The sequence below is a fragment of the Peribacillus simplex genome (assembly GCF_001542915.1).
GTDB classification, from domain to species: Bacteria; Bacillota; Bacilli; order Bacillales; family DSM-1321; genus Peribacillus; species Peribacillus simplex_B.
In genome coordinates this window covers 53,470-78,297 of record NZ_LNNH01000040.1, presented here as the reverse complement: position 1 = coordinate 78,297, position 24,828 = coordinate 53,470, and the positions used below count along the sequence as shown (strand labels likewise).

Here is a 24,828-nt window from a genome sequence, read left to right as displayed (position 1 = left end):
CTGTAGGTAAACTCGTTAAGTTTTGGAGTTTACCTACAGTTTTTTTGATGTTTTGTTCTGTGAGCGTTGCATTACACTTTGCGTAAGAACAAAGATGGAGTTTCCATTGCCTATAGATTTGAAGATTTTTACCATGACCGTTGCATTACACTTCAGGCACTCATCTTTCCAGAGGCGGTCCGTGAGCCTCCTCGGCCTTCAGCCTGCGGTGTCTCACGTAGACGCGCAATTCCTAAGCGGTAGTGTCGTTGCCTTCCGTTGCATTCCACTTTGCGTGATAATGAAGCTAGAATTCAGAGTACATATAGTTTTAAGTATGTACATCAAACTTTGCATTCCACTGCAGGCACTCATCTTTCCAGAGGTGGTCGGTGAGCCTCCTTGGCTTTTAGCCTGCGGTGTCTCACGTAGACAGGCATTTCCTAAGCGGTAGTGTCGTTGCCTTCCGTTGTCCTCTAAGACTGGTCAATAAGACGACCATTTTTATCTATTTATACATCTTCAGTTTTCGAGATTTCACAAGGGGAAATAAGGATGATTCCAAAACAAGTTGTTTACTGGATAAAAAGGTTAGTAAAACGATATCTTCCGTTATACAATCTAGTTAGGGATAATGGTAGAGTGAGATCTTGAGTGACCGACATCGATATTTATTCTTAATCATATTTTTTTGGAGTGATTTCATGTACAAATTTATTCAGGCGGTATTGCCGGTTGCCTTGCTGTTCATGTTCCTGCCACATAATCAGCAAGAGGCTGCAGCGGCAGAGGTGGCTCCGAAAGCGGATGGTGTCATCGTCAAATATAAAGAGACGGATGATGAGCCGATCAATGAGCTGATCGAAAAGGTCGAGGTTCCAAAAGGACAAACGACCGACAAGCTGATCGAAAAGCTTGAGAAACGGAAGAATGTCGAGTATGCCGAACCGAACTATCTGTTCAAGAAGATGGAAATACCGAACGATCCAGCTTACCTAGACCAGTGGCATCATAAACATCTTGGAACGGAAGCGGCCTGGGTAAAATCGATGGGCTCGAAGGAGATGATCGTGGCGATCATCGACGATGGAATCGATCGCAAACACCCGGATTTGACAGGGAAAATTGTCAACGCCTATGATACGGTCCGTAACCGGAAGAATATCTTGCCGGAAGGCCAGCACGGGACACATATCGCCGGAATCATTGCCGGAAGTGCAAACAATAACATCGGCGGAGCGGGTGTTGCACCTAATGTAAAGCTGATGCCAATTAACGTTTTTGAAGGTGATTATGCCGATACGGCCGATATCATCAAGGCGATACATTATGCGATTGAGAAAAAAGCGAAGATTATCAATATGAGTCTTGGAGTCAACATGTATTCGGAGGCGTTGAATAAAGCCGTACAGGAAGCAGCGAAAAAAGGCATCTTGATTGCCGCGGCTGCCGGCAATGAAGGCGATATGGGGAAAAAGGTGCAGCGGGTATACCCAGCTGCATACAGTAACGTCATTTCCGTTGCGGCCACGGACGAAAAGGACAAGCGCCCCTATTATTCCAATTACGATTCAACCGTGGATATTGCAGCCCCTGGAGATGAGATCCTTTCAACCTTGCCACATGGTAAATATGGCTGGATGAGCGGAACATCGATGGCCACGCCCATGGTGGCGGGGGTAGCGGCCCTCATTTGGTCCAATGAGCCTAAGCTCAACAAAACGGAGGTTGAATATCGCCTCTATGATTCAGCGAAGGATCTGGGCACGAAAGGGAAGGACATCTACTATGGAAACGGGAGGGTCAATGCCAAAAAGGCACTTGAGATGAAGACGCTGACCAGGCCGAGCGTCAAAAAGATTTCCGATAAGGACATCAAGATCACTGGGAGCATCCCAGCCGATTTCCATACGGGAACCGTCTCGATCTATACCGATAAGAAGCAGCTGGCCACATTGAAGATCAACGGCGAGAAGGTATTTACGGCGCCGATTGCCAAACAAACAGCCGGGACCGTGATCTCTACGAGGGTCACCGATCCCTCGGGAAATAAAAGTGTGCCCGTTTCATTCAAAGTCGAAGATAAAACGGCACCAATTAAACCGTCAGTCAATACGGTAGGTGACAATACGGTAAAAGTAACAGGCAAAGCCGAAGCGGGCTCTTCCGTCACGGTCAAAAACCGCAGCACTGCCCTCGGCAAAGCAAATGCCAACAACGGAGGCACCTTCACCGTAACGCTGTCAAAAAAACAAAAAGCCGGTACCGTCCTCACGATTGCTGCAACGGATAAAGCTGGCAATACAAGCCCGGTCAAAACCATGACCGTCGCAGACAAAACCGCACCTGGTAAACCGACGGTCGACAAGGTCACGACAAAAACGACGATCGTCACAGGCAAAGCCGAAGCCAATTCCACTGTATCCATCAAGGTATCAGGGAAAGTGATCGGCTCGGCAACCGCAACGAATAAAGGCACCTTCTCGGTGAGGATCCCGAAACAAAAAGCAGGGAAGAACCTCTATGTTTCCGCTAAAGACAAAGCGAGAAATGTAAGTGAAGCAAGAAAAGTCACGGTTAAAAAGTAAGGCAAATACAGAAAACAGCCTCCCAATCTACAATGTGGGGGCTGTTTTTGCATCAATCCTTATTGCCATACATCAATTCCGTGCTCCGGCTGTATAACTCAATGATATTGCCAAAAGGATCTTCACAATAAATTAATGGTACGGCTTGTTCTTCCAAGTATTCCACAGATCGCTTCGCCTTTTACCGCCGGATTGCGCAATCTCATCGGCGAGTCTTTCAATATCATCCGAAATTAAGCAAATATGAAAAAAGCCCTGATACTCATCACGTTTACTCGGCGGCATCCTCGGCTCCTGGAATTCAAAAAGCTCGATTCCCACCTGATTATCCGCCATCAAATGAGCATTGCGCATTTTTTTGACATGATTGCCAAGAAGATCGTTCGTCATATTCGGCTTGTCCTCGGCACTGGCATCAAACGAATACGGACCCGCCAATAACTTGAATCCCAACACCTGTTCATACCACGAAATCGCAGCATCCAAATCAGGCACAGCCAAACCGATGTGCGTAATTGCTGTCATATCCATCACCTCTGGTAATAAAATACCCTTTTAAGCCGGGAGACAAACGGTACTTTAGGCAACAAAAAAAGAAGCAATAGCCAATACTGCTTCTTTGATAACATATATCGACCTCACGAAATCGTTTAAATTTCACCCTCTTCAAGCCTCCTATTATACTCCACTTTACTGATTAACCCTTTTGCATTACAGGTAAGGCAATCCGTATAAATATCGTAGGCACCTGTACCTGCACAAACATGGCATTTCACATGAGTTTCCGGAATATCCTTATGCATGAATGAAAAAACCTTTTCAATATACTGCAGAATAATCATATCCAAAACTCCTTTTTTTTCTATCATACTACGAAAAAGCGAGAAGGAAGCCGGGTATACGATAACATTACGGAAACTTCATATAGGCATTACATTGTTTACATAGTGTTAAAGAATGATTCCTATTCATGGGATTTGTCGAGGGATGTCAGAATTCATTGGAAAAACATTCTTTATAACGTATTATATGTAAGTTATAATGAACAAGAGAAAATAAGAGAAAAGTATGGGATCGTATCCCATGTCAATTCTAGTGCATAAACGGAGGTAAAGATGAGGAAGTATGGGTTAATCATTATCGCGATCATTTCCTTAGCCGTGCTGGCTTATGGTCAAATCCAATGGAAAAACAAAAGCCAGGCAGCAGGGGTGGAGGCTAGAGAAGCGGAAGCAAAACTTAAACAAAAGGAAAAAGAAGAAAGAGAAGCTTTGATACAGGGTTTAAAACCGGAAAATAATCAACAGCAGCCGTTATTGGATTATTTACGGTATCGGTCGCTTACGCAAGATAAGGTCATTGTCTCCTTAGTGGGCAGTAACGGGACTGCAGGAACTGGAGCAAGTATCTCTGCCAAAACCTGGACAGCGCGTCTGGAGAAGAGTCTGCGTGCCGATCTTGATGAGGCTAAAACATTGCGTTTTATGAATCATGGTCATGAAGGGTATTCAACAGAAGATTTGCTGGAAGGTAAGAAAATCGAAGAAGTCATAAAAGATAATCCTGATTTGGTTATTTTTGAAACCTCGCTGATTAACAATCATTATCAATCAATTAGCCTGCAACAGACGGAAAAAGATCTGGAAAACATTATGGCAAAATGGCAAAAAGAACTGCCAAATGCAAAGATTTTAATGCTTTCCCCGAACCCGGTCGCAAGTAGTGAAATGAAAAATAGCTTAGGGTTGAGTTATCTGGATTATATGAAGGCTTCCGAGAATGTCATCGAAAAGAATCGATGGACGTATTTGAATAGCAAGACAGGTATGGAAAAGAAGCTAGAGGAACAGAATCTGAGATTGGCTGATATATTAACCAATGATAACATCCATCCGAATGACCGAGGGCATCAGATATGGTTTGAGGTGCTGCAGGACTATTTTAAGCAAAAACAGGACATGTAGTGTAAAAAGGGGGGTGAGTGGCTTAAGCTACTTCCCCCCCTTTTCACTGAGCTAACAAAAGAAAGCGATACCAAGAATGCTTAAACCAATCATTTGCGATCCTGGATAAATTCGCGCATTTCCTCTTTCGATATTCCAGAACCCATAATTTCCTGCATGATTTGCATCCACTCTTCATCCATATTTTTGTCTCCTTGTTCATACAGTAAAGCATCAACCTTAATGCCTAGAATTTTTGCTATTTTTTCCAAAACTAAAATAGTGGGGTTTGTTTGAAGGTTTCTTTCCAGAGAGCTTATATAGGATTTGGCAACGCCCGATTTTGTGGAGAGTTCACTAATTGACATTTTCCTTTCTTCCCTAAGCGACTTGACTCGGTAACCTATCATATTGACCACACCTAACCATTTCTATGAATATAAACTATTACTTTCAGTTTACACAGTTTGTCTCCATTAATAATGATAACTAGGCCCTAAAAACTTGACGCAATTTAGTCGATAAATGCTTTTTCTTCGTTTCATGGGCATTTAGTTTTAGGTGAATTCATCCAATGTCGGTGAAGAAGCACAGCAAGTATTGGGTAAATAGGTATAATTTATATAAATAGAAACCCTTTTACCATGCGGCTTTTCCAGCTGTTATGGCTTTGTAAGGACACAATTAGAAAAAAATTCCTTTGAATGGAGGATATTTTTAGGTTAGAATCATCTAAGCGCTAGAAAAGTATTCATTGATTGTAAGATTCATGAAAATTTCCTTGATAATACATAAAAATAGGTAATATTATGTGTTATAATGCAATAGGTCATTTTTAACATATTAGGAGGATGAAATGGAAGAAACGATTAGTATTGCAGATATTTTCAAAACATTAAAGAAGCGTTGGAAGCTCATCATGCTGCTGACATTAGTTGCCGCTTTAATTAGTGGAGCAATATCTTATTTCTTATTAACCCCGGTTTACCAATCTTCGACACAGATTCTCGTTAATCAGAAGCAATCCGAGAATCAATTGGACTCGACTCAAATACGATCCAATATTGACATGATCAATACATACAGTGTAATCATAAAAAGCCCGGCGATTTTGGAGAAGGTCATTGATGACCTTGAGCTGGACCAAAGCGTAGAGCAACTTAGTGAAAAAATCACGATCAACAGCCAACAAAATTCGCAGGTGTTTTCGTTAACGGTTCAGAATGGCAATCCATCGCAAGCAGTGGAGATTGCCAACACGATTTCTGAGACGTTCCAAAAGGAAATCAAGAATATCATGAACGTCGACAATGTGAGTGTACTGGCCAAAGCCGAAATCAAAGAGAATCCAACACCTGTGAAACCTAATCCAGTATTGAATATAGCGATTGCGGTGGTGGTCGGTTTGATGGCTGGTGTTGGCTTGGCATTCCTGCTCGAGTTCATGGACAATACGATCAAGGATGAGAAGGATATCGAGACACTCCTGGAACTGCCTCTACTTGGCTCGATTCAAAAGATTTCAAACGTACATAATAAAGGCTAAGCTGGACGAAAGGAAGCGGAATTTTTGAGAAGTAAAGATAAAAAACAGGTGAATTTGATTGCACAAAATAATCCTAAATCACCGATCACTGAGCAATATCGATTAATTCGAACAAATATTCAATTTGCCTCCGTGGATGAAGACATACAAACCATTGTGGTAACCTCAGCTGAGCCTAATGATGGGAAATCCACGACATCCGCGAACCTCGCGATTGTGCTTGCTCAAGAGGAGAAAAAAGTCCTGCTTGTGGATGCCGACTTAAGAAAACCGTCCGTCCATTATGCGTTCAGTCTTAGTAACATACAGGGACTTACAAGTGTATTAACGAAGAAAATGAGCATCGAAAAAGCGGTCATGAAGACGGCTGTGCCTAATCTGGAAATTTTGACAAGCGGACCCATTCCCCCAAACCCTTCGGAATTATTGAATTCAAGAGCGATAGAAGCAACCATTCATCATCTGAAAGAAATGTATGATTATATCATTTTTGATACACCGCCGGTTCTGGTTGTACCTGATTCGCAAATTGTCGCCAATAAATGTGATGGCGTCATCATGGTCGTCTCAAGCGGGAAGACGAACAAACAAAGTGCCGTGAAGGCGAAGGAGCTTTTAACGAAAGCTAATACAACCGTGCTTGGTGTCGTCTTGAATGGCGTGGAAACGGATAACAGCAATTATTATTACTATCAATCTTAATTGAATAAGACAAAGTTCGACAAATTAACACCCTGTTTAATGGAAGATTTATATGCTACTATTAATCAGGGTAATAATTACTATTTTTCTAGAGTGGGTATATAGACCTGTTCGTTATAAAGGAGTGTTATAGATTGATTGATATACATTGTCACATTCTCCCGGGGGTTGATGATGGATCCATAGACGTGGATACAAGCATGAATATGGCAAGAATGGCCGTGGAATCTGGAATCACGCATGTATATGCCACGCCGCATCACTTAAATGAGAAATATGTGAATGTGAAGCGTGACATCACTGCCAGTGTTGTGAAATTAAACGAGAGTTTTCAACAGGCCACTATTCCCCTTACCGTTCATCTCGGACAGGAAGTAAGAATACACCGAGATCTGTTCAATTCATTTGAAAAGGAAGAAATCCTGACACTGGACGACAAGGGAAGGCATATGCTGCTGGAGCTTCCGTCGGGACGTGTTCCTACATACACACAAGATGTGATTTATGAGCTTTTGCTGAGAGGGATAACCCCGATCATTGTACACCCGGAACGAAATAAGGAATTGATTGAAAATCCTAAATTATTATTTGAATTGGTTCAAGAGGGCGCTTTAACGCAAATCACCTCTGGAAGCATGATCGGGAACTTCGGGAAGAGCATTCAATCGTTTTCTAAGAAAATCATTGAACATAATCTGGCTCATTTTATGGCAACCGATGCCCATAATATAGGCTCAAGGGGCTTCACATTACAAGAGGCATACGAAACCATCTCAAAAATGCATGGAACCGAACGGACCTTTTATTTTAAAGAAAACGCTCAACTGCTCATGAAGGGACTAAGTCCAGCTGTTGAAAAGCCACTGCCATTTAAAAAGAAAATATTAGGTATTTTTTAATAGGTATAGTGTGCTAGAAAATGCTAGAGACAAAGGGTACCTATTCTGCAATGCAAATTTTTTTATAGTGCTATCTTGTGAAAAAGAACACAATGTTAGGATGCTTTATTTATAAGCGAAGGTAAATGTAAATTTATTAAAGGGGGAAATGTAGTTGGCCTACCGAAAACGACTGACACTATTGGCTCTATTGGATTCCTTAATCGTATTATCGGCCATTTATGTAAGTTATTTGTTCTTGTATCCTTATTTGGAAATATTTAAATTACCAACGCTCTTGGTCACTTCAGTCTCTCTATTAATTAGCCATCATTTTTTTGCTTCCATTTATAAACTGTATAAGAATGCCTGGGAATATGCGAGCATCCGCGAGTTAGTATCGATTGTCAAAGCCGTGAGCTTATCGATTATCACGGTTATCGCCATTCAAATCATCGTTTTTCAAGATGTATATGTACGAGCCATGGCGCTGACATGGATGCTGCATATCATTCTCATTGGCGGTTCCCGGTTCTCGTGGAGAATGCTTCGGAACCGTCTGATACATAATCAAAAGGAAACCAAGAACACGTTGATCATCGGTGCCGGATCGGCGGGGACGATGGCTGTAAGGCAGCTTCTTACTAATCATGATATCGAACTGAAGCCAGTGGCATTCATTGATGATGATCCGAAAAAAGAAAAATTGGATATTTTGGGAATACCCGTTGTCGGTAACTCTAAACATATTCCAGAAATGGTGGAAAAATATCAAATCGATAATATTGTCATTGCGATTCCTTCATTAAGCAAGAAAGAATTGAAGGTCATTTTTGATGAGTGTGTAAAAACAAGTGCGAAAACTCAAATTATTCCGATGATTGAAGATATTATGTTAGGGAAAGTAGCCGTTAACCAATTTAAAGAGGTCGAAGTAGAAGATTTATTGGGCAGGGAACCGGTTGAACTGGATATAACGAGTATATCCCAGTATGTAACTGGCAAGACGATTTTGGTTACAGGGGCTGGTGGCTCGATTGGTTCAGAAATCTGTCGGCAAATATGCCGTTTCTCACCTGGTCAACTGATCCTCTTAGGACACGGCGAGAATAGTATCTATCAAATTGATATGGAATTGAAAAAGTTATATGCCAATCAAATGGAAATTATCCCTGTCATTGCAGATATTCAGGACCGGGAGAGAATTTTTGAGGTGATGGAGACCCATCGACCTGATGTCGTTTACCATGCGGCAGCACATAAACATGTTCCTCTTATGGAATACAACCCACGTGAAGCTGTAAAGAATAATGTTTTTGGAACAAAGAATGTTGCAGAAGCGGCAGATACGTTTGGTGTAGGGGCGTTTGTGATGATTTCTTCCGATAAGGCCGTTAACCCAACAAATGTCATGGGTTCGACTAAGCGGATTGCAGAAATGATCATCCAGCAGCTCGCTAAAAATAGCTCAACAAAATTCGTTGCCGTTCGCTTCGGAAATGTTTTGGGCAGCAGAGGAAGCGTCATCCCGTTATTTAAAAAACAAATTCAAGCCGGCGGCCCAGTAACGGTCACCCATCCAGATATGACCAGGTATTTCATGACCATACCGGAAGCATCCAGATTAGTCATCCAGGCAAGCTCTTTGGCTCGGGGCGGAGAAATCTTTGTCCTTGATATGGGTGAACCTGTAAAAATTGTGGAATTAGCAACAAACCTTATCCAATTATCCGGTTATTCGATAGAGGATATTGGGATTGAATTCTCAGGAATTAGACCTGGCGAAAAGATGTATGAAGAACTATTAGGGGACAAAGAGGTTCATAGTGAAGCCGTGTTCCCGAAAATCTTTATTGGAAAAGCGGTATTGGAGCAAGAAGAGGAAATCCAGTATCTATTAAACGCCTATGATGATTTTTCCATATCAGAACTTAAAGAATTTGTTATAAATTTAGCAAATCGAAGAAGAAATAAAACATACTCAGCAGTGAAATAGCAAAAGGAGGACGAATAAGTGAGGAAAATTACAAAAGCCATCATTCCTGCAGCAGGCCTAGGGACTAGGTTTTTGCCTGCCACCAAAGCGATGCCAAAGGAAATGCTGCCAATCGTTGATAAACCAACGATCCAGTACATTGTCGAGGAAGCTGTTGCTTCAGGAATAGAGGATATAATCATCGTAACTGGAAAAGGAAAACGGGCGATTGAGGATCATTTTGATTACGCCCCGGAGCTTGAACAAAATTTAATGGAAAAAGGAAAAGTAGAGTTGCTTCATAAAGTACAATACTCCACGAACCTTGCGAATATCCATTACATCAGACAAAAGGAACCAAAAGGGTTAGGTCACGCTGTATGGTGTGCACGTAAATTCATTGGCGACGAACCATTTGCCGTCCTTTTAGGTGATGATATTGTCGAAAGCCAAACGCCTTGCTTAAAGCAATTAATAAACCGGTTTGAGGGAACGAATAACTCCATCATTGGAGTTCAAACAGTACCCAATGAAGAAACGAACCGCTACGGAATCATAGATCCAGCATTTCAAGATGGACGACTATATCAAGTTGAAAACTTTGTCGAAAAGCCAGCCTTAGGAACGGCACCTTCCAATTTAGCCATCATGGGTAGATATATCCTGACTCCGGAAATTTTCGACATACTTGATCAGCAGGAAGCTGGCGCAGGCGGGGAAATTCAGCTAACGGACGCAATTCAACAGTTAAACCAGACCCAGCAAGTTTTTGCTTATGATTTTGAAGGAAAACGATTTGATGTTGGGGAGAAGCTAGGGTTTGTCAAAACCACGTTGGAATTTGCCCTTCAGAACGAAGAAATCAAAGATGATTTGATTGAGTTTTTGGAACAAATGGTTAAGGATATTTCCTTAGAAAAGATTAATGCGTAGGAATCTTAATGTTTTGTGAAATATGCTCCATACTGTTTTACCAGAATTAACAGGTGAAACAGTACGGGATAATACCTAACAGATTTTACTCGGTTACTTTTTAACCATCTTAACCCTATTTCAATATTGGCTAAGCGGAGAAATAACTTGTTGCAAAATACCTACATATAAAGTGACTCATTGTAGAAAGGAAGTTATATAGAATGAAGGATCGATTATTCCTATCATCACCACATATGAGTGATGAAGGTTATGAAATGGAATTTATAAAGGAAGCTTTTGATACGAACTGGATTGCTCCTCTTGGAGAAAACGTGAATCAATTTGAAGTTGAATTGGCAAACAAGGTAGGAAGTAAGGCTGCTGCAGCCTTATCTTCAGGGACAGCGGCAATCCATTTAGCTCTTAAAGCAGCCGGAGTTGAAGAAGGGGATATTGTATTTTGTCCTACCTTAACATTTTCAGCAACGGTCAATCCGGTTATTTATCAAAAAGCTATTCCTGTTTTTATAGATAGTGATTACGAGACTTGGAATATGTGTCCCAAAGCTTTGGAAGAAGCCTTTGTAAAATATCCAGAAGTGAAAGCCGTAATTGTCGTGCATCTTTACGGATTATCTGCCGATATGGATAAGATCATGGAGATTTGCAAAAATTATAAGGTAGCGGTAATTGAAGATGCTGCTGAGAGCTTAGGTACATATTATAAAGGGAAGCATACTGGAACCTTTGGTGATTATGGGATTTTCTCTTTTAATGGAAATAAGATTATCACTACTTCTGGTGGTGGAATGCTAGTTTCCAATAATGAAGAGCGTATTGCAAAGACGAGATTTTGGGCGACTCAGAGTAGGGATCAAGCAAGGCACTATCAGCATAGTGAATTAGGATTTAATTACCGAATGAGCAATGTAGTTGCTGGAATTGGCAGAGGACAGCTAAAGGTATTAGATCAAAGAGTTGAGAAGAAAAACTATATCTTGGAATTTTATAAAAGAGAACTTGGTGAACTTGAAGGTGTTGAGTTCATGCCTAGTAATGAGTGGGACAAACCGAATTATTGGTTAAGTTCCATGACTTTAAATGGTAATGTTAGACCGATTGATATTATGGAGGCTCTTGAAAAAGAAAATATTGAATCAAGACCAGTGTGGAAGCCTATGCATCTGCAGCCGTTTTTTGAAAAATATGACTTTGTCGGGACAGATGTATCGGAAAAATTGTTTGAAAATGGCATTTGTTTGCCTTCTGATACGAAGCTAACGGAAGATGATTTGGAGAGAGTAGTAGAGGTTATCAAAGGGTTGTGGGAAAGATAATGAAATCTTCTAAAGGTGGTATGTATAGAAGATTTATAAAAAGAGCAATGGATTTCGTCCTATCATTGCTAGCAATTGTAATTTTAAGTCCAATCTTTTTAACGGTTGCTTTGCTTGTAAGAGTAAAACTTGGGGGTCCGGTGCTGTTTAAACAAAGAAGGCCTGGTCTTAATGAGAATATTTTTATCATGTATAAATTTAGAACCATGACCGATGAAAGAGATGAACATGGTGAATTACTTCCTGATAATATCAGGTTGACTAAATTTGGAGAAATATTGCGTTCTACGTCCCTCGATGAACTTCCAGAACTATTAAATATTCTTAAAGGTGATATGTCGATAGTAGGTCCTAGACCATTGCTAGTACAATATCTGTCACTTTACAATGAGCAACAACGTCGTCGCCATGAGGTTAGACCTGGATTGTCTGGTTTGGCGCAGGTGAACGGTAGAAATGCTATTAGTTGGGAAGATAAACTAAATCTCGATGTAGAGTATGTAGATCATGTAAGCTTCAATGGAGATTGGAAGATTATTTTTCTAACTATAAAAAAGGTTATTGTTAGGGAAGGTATTAATTCAGAAGTAGCTGCAACGATGGAGCCATTTAAGGGAACCAATCAAAAAAAGGAAAGAATAGAATCATGAAAAATAATCTACTCATAATCGGAGCTAGTGGCCACGGAAAAGTTGTGGCGGACATCGCTTTTAAAATGAATAAATGGAACAGTATTGCTTTTTTAGATGATGATCAAACGCTTTACTCATCAATGGGGAAATCTATAATTGGGAAATCTTCAGATGCCAAAACATATATTAATTACTATGACATATTTGTAGGGATAGGGAATAATACCATCCGTGAAAAACTGCAGGAAGAACTAGAAGCTTTAGGTGCAAGTATACCCATTCTTATTCACCCTAATGCTGTTATTGGTGATCAAGTAGAACTTGAATCTGGGACAGTAGTTATGGCTGGAGCAATTATTAATTGCTGCACCAAAATAGGAAAAGGATGCATTATAAATACTGGTACTACGATAGATCACGACAATTCAATAGGAGATTACGCTCATATATCACCTGGTGCGCACTTAGCTGGTACAGTTAAAGTTGGACAGAGGTCCTGGTTAGGTATTGGAAGCATAGTTAGTAACAATGTGAAAATTACCAGTGGGTGTAAAGTCGGTGCAGGTGCTGTAGTAGTTAAGGATATTACTGAGGCTGGAACATATGTTGGAGTCCCGGTGAGGAGAGTAAAAAAATGAAGATTTTGCAGATAGTAAAAACAAATGAAGGTGCAAATTGGGCTTTTACACAGGCTCAATGGCTCTTTAATAATGGTGTCGATATAATAACTGTTTTACCCTCCATAAACGGTGGTATGGCTGAGAAATATAAAAGGGAAGGTATGGATATTGTACAAGGCGATTTTTCGCTTCCTATTACTAAACCTTGGGAAATTTTTGGTAGAGTAAGAGAAATAAATAACCTTGTAAAAGAATTTAAACCTGATATCATTCATTGTCATTTTGTTACAAATATAATGATGGTGAGATTGGCTTTAAGAAACTCAAACATACCACGAGTGTTTCAAGTGCCTGGCCCCTTACACCTAGAGAGTAAATTCTTTAGAAAAGCAGAGATAATGTTGGCTAATGATATAGATTATTGGGCAGGTGCCTGTAAAAAAACATGTGAGATGTATCTTGAATCTGGGATACATCAGAGCAAAATTTATTTAGCTTACTACGGCGGATATGGCGGTAAAACGGTAGATGAATATCAAGACAGTGAAAATAAGCTGCACATAGAATATGATATACCGGAAGATAAAATTTTGGTTGGCATGGTTAGTTATTTTTATAAGCCCAAAACCCATTTATTACAAAGAAGAGGGTTAAAGGGACATGAAGACTTTATAGATGCAATTGCATTAGCACGTGAAAAAAACCCTTCGATTATTGGTGTAATAATTGGTGATTCATGGGGAAATGCTCAGAGGTATGTTGAAAAGGTAAAAAACTATGCTGAAAAGAATTGCAAAGGTGGAGTACTTTTCACAGGATTTAGAAAAGATCTAAAGGACATATATAAAGAACTGGATGTAGTTATACATCCTTCACACAGTGAGAATTTAGGCGGTGCTGCGGAGAGTCTAGCAGCAGGAGTGCCAACAGTTACAACTAATGTTGGAGGATTCCCAGATATTGTGCTTAATGGAGAAACAGGGTATACGGTAAAGCCAAAATGTCCCACAGAGATAGCAGAAGCCATTGTTAAATTGATTGATAATCCTGAATTAGCAATACATATGGCAAATAGCGGTAGAAGAGAGATAAGGAAATTACTAAGTATAGAGAATACAGCTAATAACATTCTGTCAATTTATAAAGAAATTAGTGTTAGTAACGAACAATATTTATTTAAAAGGGGATAAATTGATGAAAGGGTTATTTTGTTATGACGGTCCAATTAGTTGTGATGAACATGGTAACTATTTTGGAACTGTTTTGAATAATCAAGTCTTTAGAAGATATTTTGCTATTGTTGATTCACTTGACATCGCTATAAGAGTTGAAAATGGTACGCCGCAAAATAATAAAACATCACAGATTACATTAGAAAATATTAATATTATAAACGTACCTAATATTGCTTCTATTAAAGGGCTAATTAACAGAAAAGAAGCTAATCAGATTCTGGAAAGCAGTATGAAAAATGCAGATATAATTTTTATTCGATTACCAAGCTTTATAGGAAATGTTGCTGTTAAATTAGCTGAAAAACTAAATAAACCTTATCTTATTGAAATGGTTGGGTGTCCGTGGGATTCGTTATGGAATCATAGTATTAAAGGGAAAATAATTGCTCCATATATGTGGAGTGCAACGAAATCAAATATAAAGAAGGCAAAGTATGTAGTCTATGTAACTAATTCATTTTTGCAAAATAGATACCCTACAAAAGGAAAGTCCGTAAATTGTTCCAACGTTGAGTTACCCCAAACGGATAATGCAATTTTGGAAAAACGTTTAAATAAAATACATAAGCCTAAAGAAAAAATAGTTATTGGGACAGCGGCTGCTTTAAATGTACGATATAAAGGACAACAATATATAATTGAAGCAATTTCCAAGCTAAAGAATGAAGGGATTCATTGTGAATACCAGTTGGTGGGTTGGGGGGATTCTTCGTATCTTAGAGAAAAAGCAGAGGAATTCGGGGTTGTAGATCAGGTTAAATTTATTGGAACACTACCTCATGAACAAGTTTTTTCTTGGATTGATAAAATTGATATATATGCTCAGCCAAGTAAGCAAGAAGGGTTACCTAGGGCACTCATTGAAGCAATGAATAGGGGGTGTCCTGCAATAGGGGCGAGCTCCGGTGGCATACCGGAACTTCTTGAAGAAGAATATGTTTTTAGTAAGGGACGAAAAAACATAGATGAAATTTGTAAAATACTTAAGAACTATAGTACAGAAAAAATGAAAGAACAGGCAAAAAGAAACTTTTCGGAGTCAAAACAATACAACAAAGAATTAATACAGAAGCGACGAGAATCATTGTTTTTTGAGTTAATGAAGAATATTTAATATGTAATCCTGCTGTTATTTGTTAAAAAAATTATTACTATAATGATTAAGAGAGAGATGGTTATTGTTGTATGAAAATAAATTTAATATAAAAAAAACCAAAGTTGCTTTTTTATCGGCTAAGATGTCTCTGGGTGGGGCAGAAAGAGTTATTTCAAACCTTGTAAACGCTCTGACTAGTGAAGTGGAAGTACATACGCTTTTACTATATGACCAGACAAAGAATGATTATCCTTTAAAAGGTAAGGTTGTATCACTTGGTGATAATGAAAAACGTAATAGAATTACAGAGATCCCCTATTATTGTTCTAAAATTAAAGAATATGTGGAGTCTAACGAAATTGACTGCGTAATTAGTTTTATGGAATATCCGAATCTATTAAATATGTTAACTCCCGTAAAAGTAAAAAAGGTAGTCTCAGTACGTAACTTTATGTCCGAAAAATGGAAAAATAAAAAAGGTGTTTTTTGGAAAACTAGTTTCAGATTATTATATCGTAAAGCAGCTGCAGTAGTTTGCCCAACACAAATAATTGCAAAAGATATGGAAGATAACTATAACGTTCCACAAAAAAAATTGAAATTAATTTATAATCCATATGAAATTGAGAAATTATCTAAAACCATGTTGGAGGTTGTAGATGAAGAATATAATAATTGGTTTAACGGGACTACAATTATTACGATGGGAAACTTAAGCTTTGCGAAAGGACATTGTCATTTAATTCGTTCATTTGCTACGGTAAAAAAGCATATCCCTAACGCTAAATTGGTTATTTTGGGTGAGGGGCAATATAGAAGTAGGTTAATCCAGCTCACCAAAGATTTAGAAATCTCAGACGATGTACTATTCCTAGGTTTTCAAAGTAATCCACACAAATTTATAAAACAGTCAAATATATATGTTCTTTCGTCATATTACGAAGGTTTTCCCAATGCTTTAGCTGAGGCAATGATTTGTGGCTTACCTGTTATCTCAACAGATTGTAAATCTGGTCCAAGAGAAATTCTTGCTCCAGAGACAGAAATCAATTCCTTAGTAAGTGCGGTTGAGTATGCTGAGTATGGAGTGTTATTTCCTGTTTTTAAAGCAGAGTGCTTTGATGCTAAAGAGGAACTTTCTGTAGAAGAACTTTATTTGTCTAAAGCAATCATTAATTTAATGGGAAATAGGGAGTTATACGAAAACTACAAAAGTAAGTCAAATGTTAGAGTTTTAGATTTTCATATTAAAAATATTATAAACAAATGGTTAGAGTTAATAAATGATTGAGTATTTATTTAGAGGTTTTTTTATGAATAGTTATTTAAGTAAGGAAGATTTGTGAACGATTGTTGTAACTCAAAAATACGATTAACATTCTCATGTATTATTCATTATTAAAGTCATATAAGGTTCCCTCAAATTTCGGCTTTATCAACGATTATTTAATAATATAATAGAAGTATAGCTAATGCTAGAAGCTTCAAAAAATGTTAAAGCTACTAAAACAATAAAACAAAACACATAAAAAGTTCCTGTAGAGAAAGGATTAGAGATTCTATAGGTCAATGTTTAAAGGTTAATTATATTGTGAAAGGAATGTGCCTGATTTTGCAGTACGGAATTCAACATTACAGCCTTAGAGAAATGAATGTAAAACTGTTAACAGTTTTTGTTACAGTTTTATTTTTCTTATTATATATTGTTTCATTTCAATATATTGATATAAATCCAGGAGTTGATTATCACAAATTTCAGTATATCCTTAGCGTATTAGGTATTGTGCTAGGAGGATTTGTGATCACTTCATGGTATCGATTAACTAATAAGCTTTTTTCATTATATACAATTTTTATGTTATTTTTATTTTTGTTTAATTATGGGCACAGTTTGATGTGGGCTTTAGGAATTCATCAGGATGGTGAAATAGGCCAGACAACTCTTTTTGCATTTGGATTGCCAAGTTCAGCTGATATCGTTAAAACTCAAATGATTGTTCTTATTGGAATTCTAACATTTCATTGTGGGGCTGTATTCTGCATTAAACCCAAATCAACAATAAAGGAATCTTTGTCAGATATTAATATTCAAAACAGGAATAGAAGTTTGAATTCCATATATGATGTTTGTTTAATTCTAAGTATATTGGTAATACCAATAACCTTTTATAACTCTTTTCAAAATTTAAGTGTAGCTTTGCGTTATGGTTATAGCTCACTCTATTATGGCGATTATGCTAATAATGGAATTTCCCTTTTTATTTTAATTAGTATGATGTTTTTCCCATGTTTGGTAGGTCTTCTATTAGGAAGTAATTACAAAAAAAATGTGAAAAATACAGTATACTTTATTTTTGGAATGTATGTATTGATTGGAATAATAACAGGCGATCGCGGAGAGTGGATATATAAATTACTTATATTGGTTTGGATGAGTCATACTATTAATCGAAAATTGACATTTAAATATATAATTAAATATTTAATATTGGGTATTGTTTTTCTTTATTTGATTTCTGCTATTGTATCACTAAGAAATACAGGTATAACTTTTGATGGATTTATAGAAAGTTTGTCATCAGAGAATAATTTTTTAATTTCAACAGTATTTGAAATGGGACACTCAATGAGACCAACACTGGTATTAGTGAAAGGTGGATGGGATATTTTCCCTTATGGGAACACTTATGTCTTTGCTTTGCTAGGAATAATATCAGAAAGAGTGATTTCTATTTTCGATATCCCTTATATAACACTTTCCAGTTGGTTTTCGCAAACGTATTTGGGAATTTCATATGGTGCTGGCTTTTCAATTATTGCAGAAGCACTGCTCAATTTTGGCCCCTTTGTAGCACCATTAATTTTATTACTTTTAGGTTATATTATTACTTCCGCTATTTATGTGGAAACTGTTAATTTTAAGGAAGATCCTTTAAGGATATTTTTTGCAGTCACGACTGCATCTGTGTGCATTTCTATCGTTAGGAATACAATACAAGGAACTTTAAAGAGTTGGTTTTATACCACTGTAATTATATATTTATTAGTTTTATTATATAGAAGTTTTAAATATAGCTATAGGAGATAGTTAGGTTTTATGGAGTCTAAAAATAATTTACAGCGGATTACCTGGTATATCTACCAATACGAAAATTCATTTGAGAAAGGGAAATAAAATGGATGCTTTTCTAAAAAGTTTTATTAAAAAAAATGAATTTGCTATTAATATAAATACTAAAATAAAGGGGTTATATTATAAATTCTTTATTACAGATACTGATTTAATTAAGAAAAAATTTAGAGAAAGAGTAGGTAGAGAAGTTGAACTTAAAAACCCTAATAAATACAATGATAAATTACAATGGTTAAAGTTTAATTGGAATAATCCTTTAGCTACGATTTGTGCTGATAAATATGAAGTTCGAGAGTTTGTGACGGAAAGAGTTGGAGAATCTTATCTGAATGAACTTTATGGGGTGTTTGAATCTGTAGATGAAATTAATATAGATAACTTGCCAAATTCATTTGTATTAAAAGGAACACATGGTTCGGGATTTAATATTGTTTGTAAAGATAAGTCTAAGATGAATTGGAATAAAGAATATAAAAAGATGAAAAGATGGTTGAAAACCAATTATTATCTGCAGAATCGCGAATGGGTTTATAAAGATATAAAACCCAGAATTATATGTGAAAAATATATTACACAAGGAGAAGAAGCCGAACTACGAGATTATCGTTTCTTTTGTTTTAATGGGGAACCAAAATTTATTACTGTAGATTTTAGTATTACTGACAAGGAAAAAACAAGAAGAAATCTATATGATTTAGAATGGAATTTGATGAAACAAGAAATATCATATCCAAAGGAACTTACAATTAAAGTAGAAAAACCTAACAAATTAAATGAAATGATTTATTTAAGTAAAAAACTTTCTTCCAGTTTTCCTCATGCTAGAGTTGACTTTTATTATATTAATGAAGAAGTAATATTTGGTGAGATAACATTTTTTCATCAAAGTGGTATGGGGGAAATTAGACCTGTAGAATTTGAAGAAGAAATGGGTAACTGGTTACAATTACCTGACCTAGAATCCAATTAATTATATTAAAAGAAACTGAATTAAGATGTAGTTGGGGACACGTTAATATTGACACCATTATATGAGGAGTAATATATTTTGAAAGAAAATCCAATAAATAATAAGATTCTTAATGCTGCAAAATGGTCATCGATAACAGAAATAGCTGCCAAATTAGTTATGCCTCTTACCAATATGGTTTTAGCTAGGCTTATTGCTCCTGAAGCTTTTGGTGTTGTAGCTACTGTAACCATGATTACGAGCTTCGCAGATATGTTTACTGACGCTGGCTTTCAAAAATATTTGGTACAACGTGAGTTTAAAGGCGAACGTGAAAAACATAGATATGCAAACGTAGCATTCTTAACAAATTTTGTCTTATCAATATTAATATGGGGTATCATTATTATTTTTAGTGAACATATAGCTGTCTTAGTAGGTAATCCAGGATTAGGGATTGTTATTGCTGTTGCCTGTGTCCAACTACCAATTACAGCTTTTTCGAGTATACAGATGGCTTTATATAGGCGTGATTTTGACTTTAAAACTCTATTTTTGGTTCGAATGATTTCTCTATTTATACCGGTTTTTGTAACAATACCGTTAGCTTTTTTAGGAGTAAGCTATTGGTCACTAATTATAGGTACCATTTTTATGCAAATATCAAATGCTGTTATACTTACTATTAAGTCAAAATGGAAGCCAAAGTGGTTCTTTGATGTGCGAATATTAAAAAATATGTTGTCTTTTAGCATATGGTCAATGATTGAAGCATTTTCAATATGGTTAACAACATGGGTCGATGCATTTATTATTGCAAGTTTACTTAGTGAATATTTCTTAGGAATATATAAAACATCCACCACAATGGTTAATGCACTTATGGCCCTAGTAACAGCATCAACAGTTCCAGTTTTATTTTCAGCTTTATCTCGATTACAAAATGATTCTGAAGAGTTTAATAGAGTGTTTTTAAAGATTCAGAGGGTTGTATCAATAATTGTTTTTCCTTTAGGTATCGGTGTTTACCTTTATAGTGATCTGGCAACTCAAATACTTTTAGGTAATCAGTGGAATGAAGCAAGTGATGTAATTGGCATATGGGCATTAACAAGTTCATTAATGATAGTATTTGGGAATTTTTGTAGTGAAGTGTATCGAGCAAAAGGGAGACCTAAATTATCATTTTTAGCACAAGTTTTACATTTAGTAGTTTTGATTCCGGTTTGTATTATTAGTTCTAAATATGGGTTTTGGGTGTTAGTATATGCTCGATCGTGGATACGAATGGAGTTTATTTTAGTTCATTTTGTTATAATGAAGTTTGTAATTGGGTTCCCGTTATTAAATATTTTTAGAAATATATTCCCTACTGCTGTTTCAGCAATAATCATGGGAGTAACTGGTTACACATTACAAAAATTAAATGAAGGAATACTATGGGAACTATGCTCTATCATGATATGTATATTATTTTATTTTGGGTTATTATCTCTTTTTCCATATATACGAAAAGAAATGATTGGAATAGGAAAGAAATTATTACCTAATAGAGTAGTGATAAAGAAATAAAGGGTATTGTTGAACTTTAAAAGTTGAAATAAATTTTTTATGAAAACTTTTAAGATAAAAAGTTTATTTTTTTAATAAAAACTACTTAGAAGGAAGGCGTCACCATGTACAAAATAGCAGTAGCAGGAACCGGCTATGTCGGTTTAGTGGCAGGTGTGTGTTTTGCCGAAGTGGGGCATCAAGTGACCTGTGTGGATATAGATGAAAATAAAGTGAACGTCATGAAGTCTGGGGTTTCTCCTATTTATGAAGCGGATTTGGAAGAATTGATGCAGAAGAATTATGCGGCTGGCAGGATTGATTATACAACTGATTATACATCAGCCTATAAGGAAGCTGATGCGATCTTTATCGGTGTTGGTACGCCAGAGCAGCCTGATGGTTCTGCCAATCTTTCTTATATTGCAACTGTTGCGAGGCAGATTGCTGAATCGGTGGTAAAGGACTGCTTAGTCGTTGTGAAATCAACGGTACCAGTGGGAACGAATGATAAAGTCGAGCAGTTTATTCAAGACTTTTTAGTTCATGATGTAAAAGTTGAAGTCGTATCGAACCCGGAATTCTTGGCTCAAGGTTCTGCTGTGCATGATACACTTCATGCCGAACGGATCATCATCGGTACGGAAAGTAAATGGGCAGAAGAGCTGATGCAGAATATTTATGAGCCATTTCATTTACCTGTTGTTTCCGTCAATAGAAGATCGGCCGAAATGATCAAGTATGCCTCGAATGATTTTCTTGCCCTTAAAATTTCATATATGAATGATATCGCCAATCTTTGTGAACTTGTTGGTGCGGATATTCAGGATGTAGCTAGAGGGATGAGCTTCGATAATCGTATCGGAAGCAAGTTTTTAAATGCGGGTATTGGTTATGGCGGTTCATGTTTTCCTAAGGATACAAAAGCATTGGAGTACCTGGCAAGACAAAACGGTTATGAGCTCAAAACGGTCAAAGCTGCCATCGATGTGAACAAGGACCAAAAGACGATGCTATATAAAAAAGCTAGGAAAAGACTGATTACCTTTAATGGTCTTAAGGTAGCCGTGCTAGGATTGACTTTTAAGCCTGGTACGGATGATTTAAGAGAAGCTGCATCTCTGGAGAACGTGCCATTATTATTGGAGCAAGGTGCCGATATTTATGCTTTTGATCCTGTTGGGGCAGAGAATTTTGCTAGAGTGTATCCAGAAGGCAAGAATGGCAAAGGCAGTATTACCTATGTTGCTAATATTGAACATGCCTTAGAAGGAGCGAATGTTTGCTTTATTTTTACTGAATGGGGAGAAGTGAGAGCATTAACGCCAGAAACATATAAAAAGACGATGAGGACTCCATTAGTATATGATGGAAGAAATATCTATAATGTTGAAGAAATGCAGGAATCAGGGATAGAGTATCACTCCATTGGAAGAAAGCCTGCAAGAAGAGAAGCTATAAAGGAGGCGAAACATGTTGAATTACAAATCCCTAGATCCTAGTAAAACATATCTAATCACTGGAGCGGCTGGTTTCATCGGTTTTTTCTTATCAAGGAAACTATTGGAACAAGGCTGTAATGTGATTGGTGTTGATAATATCAATGATTACTATGATGTGAAGCTTAAATATGCTCGATTGGAGCAGCTAAAACCTTATGAAACGTTTACCTTCATTAAGGGTGATATTTCTGACAAAGCAACCATCACTAATATTTTCGAAGAGTATAAACCAAATATTGTCGTTAATCTGGCTGCCCAAGCGGGAGTCCGATACTCGATTGAAAATCCGGATGTTTACATTCAAAGTAATATCATTGGGTTTTACAATATCCTTGAAGCCTGCAGGCACTATCCTGTGGATCATCTTGTCTATGCATCATCGAGTTCTGTTTATGGCGCTAATAAAAAGGTTCCATTTGAAGAAACGGATTTTGTCGATAATCCGGTATCGCTTTATGCATCAACTAAGAAATCAAATGAATTGATGGCCCATACATATAGTCATCTATATAATATTCCTGCGACAGGCCTCCGTTTCTTTACGGTTTATGGCCCAATGGGACGACCGGATATGGCTTATTTTGGATTTACTGATAAGTATTTTGCTGGTGAACCCATTAAGATCTTTAATAATGGTGATTTTGAAAATGATTTATATAGAGACTTTACCTTCATTGATGATATTGTTGAGGGAATTGAGCGGCTTCTTTCCAATCCATCAGTTGAAGAAAAAGCTGTTCCTCACAAAGTATTTAATATTGGCAACAACAATCCTGAAAAGTTGATGGCTTTCATTGGAGCTTTGGAGAAATGTTTAAGTAATGCTCTAGGTAAAGAGGTAGAATTTGATAAGGTCTTCGAACCGATCAAACCGGGAGACGTACCTGCGACATATGCTTCCACTGATTTGCTGCAGAAGGCTGTTGGATTTAAGCCGGAAACTTCGATAGAAGAGGGATTGCAAAAGTTCGTTGATTGGTATGTGGACTATTACCTTAAAAAGTAACAACCGATAAAAAAAAATCGTGATGAGTATTATTTTTGTACAGCATGATATCGCTGAAAATTAATCAAGACAAAGAGTTTTTGAAACCTCTTTGTCTTTTTGTTAACTCGGATGAGTCGTGTTTCTTCTATTATATATACCTCATGTTTAACACACATTCTTCTTTAGATGTCTTCAGTCATAATTAGAAATGTTACAAGTATTATGCACAATATTGATGAGAAGAATCTAATCTCCATAAGAGTATTCTTGACAGTACCTTTAATAAGTATTCGAACAATAAAAAAAGGGATGTGTTTCATGAAAAAAATCATCGTTTTTGCCTTCTGTTTGTTGTTACTCGTTTTCTTCATTTTTCAGCAGAAACATTCTCCATCGAACCACAAAGAAAAGATCTACGTTGAAGATTTTAACGGGGCTACTGATTCCTCTAAGATTCAGGCTGCCCTTGATCATGCGCATAAAAATAAGCTAAAGACGGTCATGCTGGATGATCGGGAGTATACGATTTCATCACCGATCAAAGTTAGGAAAGGCGTTAAGCTGCTTTTCGGATACGGCACGAAGTGGATTGTTGAGGGGAACTTCAGGGTGCTTGAGCTTGAGCAGAATGCTTCCATAGAGGGTGCTTATGTAGTGATCAACGATGCTGACTTTAATTCTGAGGTCATTTATTTAGATGGGAAATATAAGTACTATAATACGTGGAACAAAACAGAAGTGAAGGATGTCACTATCATTAATTGGTCCGAGAGTCATCAGGGTACTGGGCTATCTTTATATGCTGGTGGTAAGGAACATGAGATTTCATTCGTGAATTTTGAAGATGTCAAGGTTACAGGGATGAAGACCGGAGTAAAGCTAATGGCAGAAGCACCATCTTCCGGTAAGGCCTGGGTGAATGCCAATCGGTTTGTGAATCTATCGTTAGAGGATTGTGTCAATATGATTGACATTATTAGTAGCTCTACCGTCCCGAATGAGGTCAGTGGTAACCAATTTACGAACTTACAGATACAGCCTTCAGGCAAAACGAAGCGTATTTTGAAGGTAAGTGGGCAATACAATAAGTTTGAAGGAATGATTTGGGATTTGGACAAAATCACGATGCAAAACGAAGTCATGGAACTTACAGCTAATAGCATGAACACTAGCTTTGATATGCCGTCACTGCCTCTGGACAGGATTACTGACAAAGGTCAGGCCAATATGTTGAATCAATAATGAACGTAAAAAGGGTG

Annotated in this window: 22 protein-coding genes; 19 read left to right on the top strand and 3 right to left on the bottom strand. The window is 37.3% G+C overall.

The features are described 5' to 3' along the window. The first annotated feature begins 683 nt into the window (after positions 1–683). Positions 684–2,567 (top strand): S8 family peptidase, encoded by a 1,884-nt coding sequence (locus AS888_RS18910; protein ID WP_061143698.1) that lies wholly within the window; start codon positions 684–686, stop codon positions 2,565–2,567. Between the two features lie 132 nt (positions 2,568–2,699). Here AS888_RS18910 and AS888_RS18905 read toward each other — a convergent pair whose 3' ends face one another. Both AS888_RS18905 and AS888_RS18900 read right to left on the bottom strand, forming a co-directional pair. Next, on the bottom strand, positions 2,700–3,092 hold the full coding sequence (locus AS888_RS18905) for a VOC family protein (protein WP_260320312.1): 393 nt from the start codon (positions 3,090–3,092) through the stop codon (positions 2,700–2,702). A gap of 125 nt (positions 3,093–3,217) precedes the next feature. Then, positions 3,218–3,409, bottom strand: a complete 192-nt coding sequence (locus AS888_RS18900; protein ID WP_061143697.1) for a hypothetical protein — start codon at positions 3,407–3,409, stop codon at positions 3,218–3,220. Between the two features lie 273 nt (positions 3,410–3,682). Between AS888_RS18900 and AS888_RS18895 the strand changes: the two genes are divergently transcribed. Then, positions 3,683–4,531 carry an SGNH/GDSL hydrolase family protein gene (locus tag AS888_RS18895; protein ID WP_061143696.1) on the top strand — a complete coding sequence of 283 codons (849 nt, stop codon included), beginning with the start codon at positions 3,683–3,685 and terminating at the stop codon, positions 4,529–4,531. 89 nt (positions 4,532–4,620) lie between these two features. Here the strand turns inward: AS888_RS18895 and AS888_RS18890 are convergent, their stop codons facing one another. Next, positions 4,621–4,920, bottom strand: a complete 300-nt coding sequence (locus tag AS888_RS18890) for a helix-turn-helix domain-containing protein (RefSeq protein WP_061143695.1) — start codon at positions 4,918–4,920, stop codon at positions 4,621–4,623. A gap of 446 nt (positions 4,921–5,366) precedes the next feature. Here AS888_RS18890 and AS888_RS18885 point away from each other — a divergent pair, with 446 nt between their 5' ends. From AS888_RS18885 to AS888_RS18805, 17 genes are all read left to right on the top strand, one after another. Continuing rightward, the gene (locus tag AS888_RS18885; protein ID WP_061143694.1) at positions 5,367–6,056 is read left to right on the top strand and encodes a YveK family protein; all 690 of its coding nucleotides are present in this window, start codon (positions 5,367–5,369) and stop codon (positions 6,054–6,056) included. Between the two features lie 24 nt (positions 6,057–6,080). Next, positions 6,081–6,758, top strand: coding sequence for a CpsD/CapB family tyrosine-protein kinase (locus AS888_RS18880; RefSeq protein WP_061143693.1), 678 nt, complete (start codon positions 6,081–6,083; stop codon positions 6,756–6,758). Between the two features lie 134 nt (positions 6,759–6,892). Beyond that, positions 6,893–7,657, top strand: a complete 765-nt coding sequence (locus AS888_RS18875) for a tyrosine-protein phosphatase (protein WP_061143692.1) — start codon at positions 6,893–6,895, stop codon at positions 7,655–7,657. A 154-nt stretch (positions 7,658–7,811) separates the two neighbouring features. Next, a complete protein-coding gene (locus AS888_RS18870) occupies positions 7,812–9,632 on the top strand; it encodes a polysaccharide biosynthesis protein (RefSeq protein WP_061143691.1) in 1,821 nt (606 codons plus the stop codon). An 18-nt stretch (positions 9,633–9,650) separates the two neighbouring features. Beyond that, complete coding sequence (galU, locus tag AS888_RS18865; protein WP_061143690.1) at positions 9,651–10,544, top strand: UTP--glucose-1-phosphate uridylyltransferase GalU; 894 nt, start codon at positions 9,651–9,653, stop codon at positions 10,542–10,544. Positions 10,545–10,747: 203 nt separating this feature from the next. Next, positions 10,748–11,863, top strand: a complete 1,116-nt coding sequence (locus AS888_RS18860; protein WP_061143689.1) for a DegT/DnrJ/EryC1/StrS family aminotransferase — start codon at positions 10,748–10,750, stop codon at positions 11,861–11,863. Next, positions 11,863–12,513 (top strand): sugar transferase, encoded by a 651-nt coding sequence (locus AS888_RS18855; protein ID WP_061143688.1) that lies wholly within the window; start codon positions 11,863–11,865, stop codon positions 12,511–12,513. The genes AS888_RS18860 and AS888_RS18855 overlap by 1 nt, the downstream gene beginning before the upstream one ends. Then, a complete protein-coding gene (locus tag AS888_RS18850; RefSeq protein ID WP_061143687.1) occupies positions 12,510–13,133 on the top strand; it encodes an acetyltransferase in 624 nt (207 codons plus the stop codon). The genes AS888_RS18855 and AS888_RS18850 overlap by 4 nt, the downstream gene beginning before the upstream one ends. Beyond that, the gene (locus AS888_RS18845) at positions 13,130–14,305 is read left to right on the top strand and encodes a glycosyltransferase family 4 protein (RefSeq protein ID WP_061143686.1); all 1,176 of its coding nucleotides are present in this window, start codon (positions 13,130–13,132) and stop codon (positions 14,303–14,305) included. Before AS888_RS18850 ends, AS888_RS18845 begins: the two co-directional genes overlap by 4 nt. A 4-nt stretch (positions 14,306–14,309) precedes the next feature. Beyond that, a complete protein-coding gene (locus AS888_RS18840) occupies positions 14,310–15,464 on the top strand; it encodes a glycosyltransferase (RefSeq protein ID WP_061143685.1) in 1,155 nt (384 codons plus the stop codon). Between the two features lie 67 nt (positions 15,465–15,531). Continuing rightward, positions 15,532–16,737: a glycosyltransferase gene (locus AS888_RS18835; RefSeq protein ID WP_155645552.1), complete on the top strand. Its 1,206-nt coding sequence runs from the start codon at positions 15,532–15,534 to the stop codon at positions 16,735–16,737. 321 nt (positions 16,738–17,058) lie between these two features. Beyond that, a complete protein-coding gene (wzy, locus tag AS888_RS18830; protein WP_061143683.1) occupies positions 17,059–18,534 on the top strand; it encodes an O-antigen polysaccharide polymerase Wzy in 1,476 nt (491 codons plus the stop codon). Positions 18,535–18,622: 88 nt separating this feature from the next. Next, positions 18,623–19,549 (top strand): ATP-grasp fold amidoligase family protein, encoded by a 927-nt coding sequence (locus AS888_RS18825; RefSeq protein WP_061143682.1) that lies wholly within the window; start codon positions 18,623–18,625, stop codon positions 19,547–19,549. Between the two features lie 78 nt (positions 19,550–19,627). After that, entirely contained in the window at positions 19,628–21,100 is a 1,473-nt protein-coding gene (locus tag AS888_RS18820; RefSeq protein WP_061143681.1) for a lipopolysaccharide biosynthesis protein, read from the top strand. Between the two features lie 104 nt (positions 21,101–21,204). Next, positions 21,205–22,581: a UDP-glucose dehydrogenase family protein gene (locus AS888_RS18815; protein ID WP_061143680.1), complete on the top strand. Its 1,377-nt coding sequence runs from the start codon at positions 21,205–21,207 to the stop codon at positions 22,579–22,581. Then, a complete protein-coding gene (locus AS888_RS18810; RefSeq protein ID WP_061143731.1) occupies positions 22,556–23,587 on the top strand; it encodes a GDP-mannose 4,6-dehydratase in 1,032 nt (343 codons plus the stop codon). Before AS888_RS18815 ends, AS888_RS18810 begins: the two co-directional genes overlap by 26 nt. Positions 23,588–23,887: 300 nt before the next feature. Beyond that, the gene (locus AS888_RS18805) at positions 23,888–24,811 is read left to right on the top strand and encodes a hypothetical protein (RefSeq protein WP_061143679.1); all 924 of its coding nucleotides are present in this window, start codon (positions 23,888–23,890) and stop codon (positions 24,809–24,811) included. Positions 24,812–24,828: the final 17 nt, after the last annotated feature.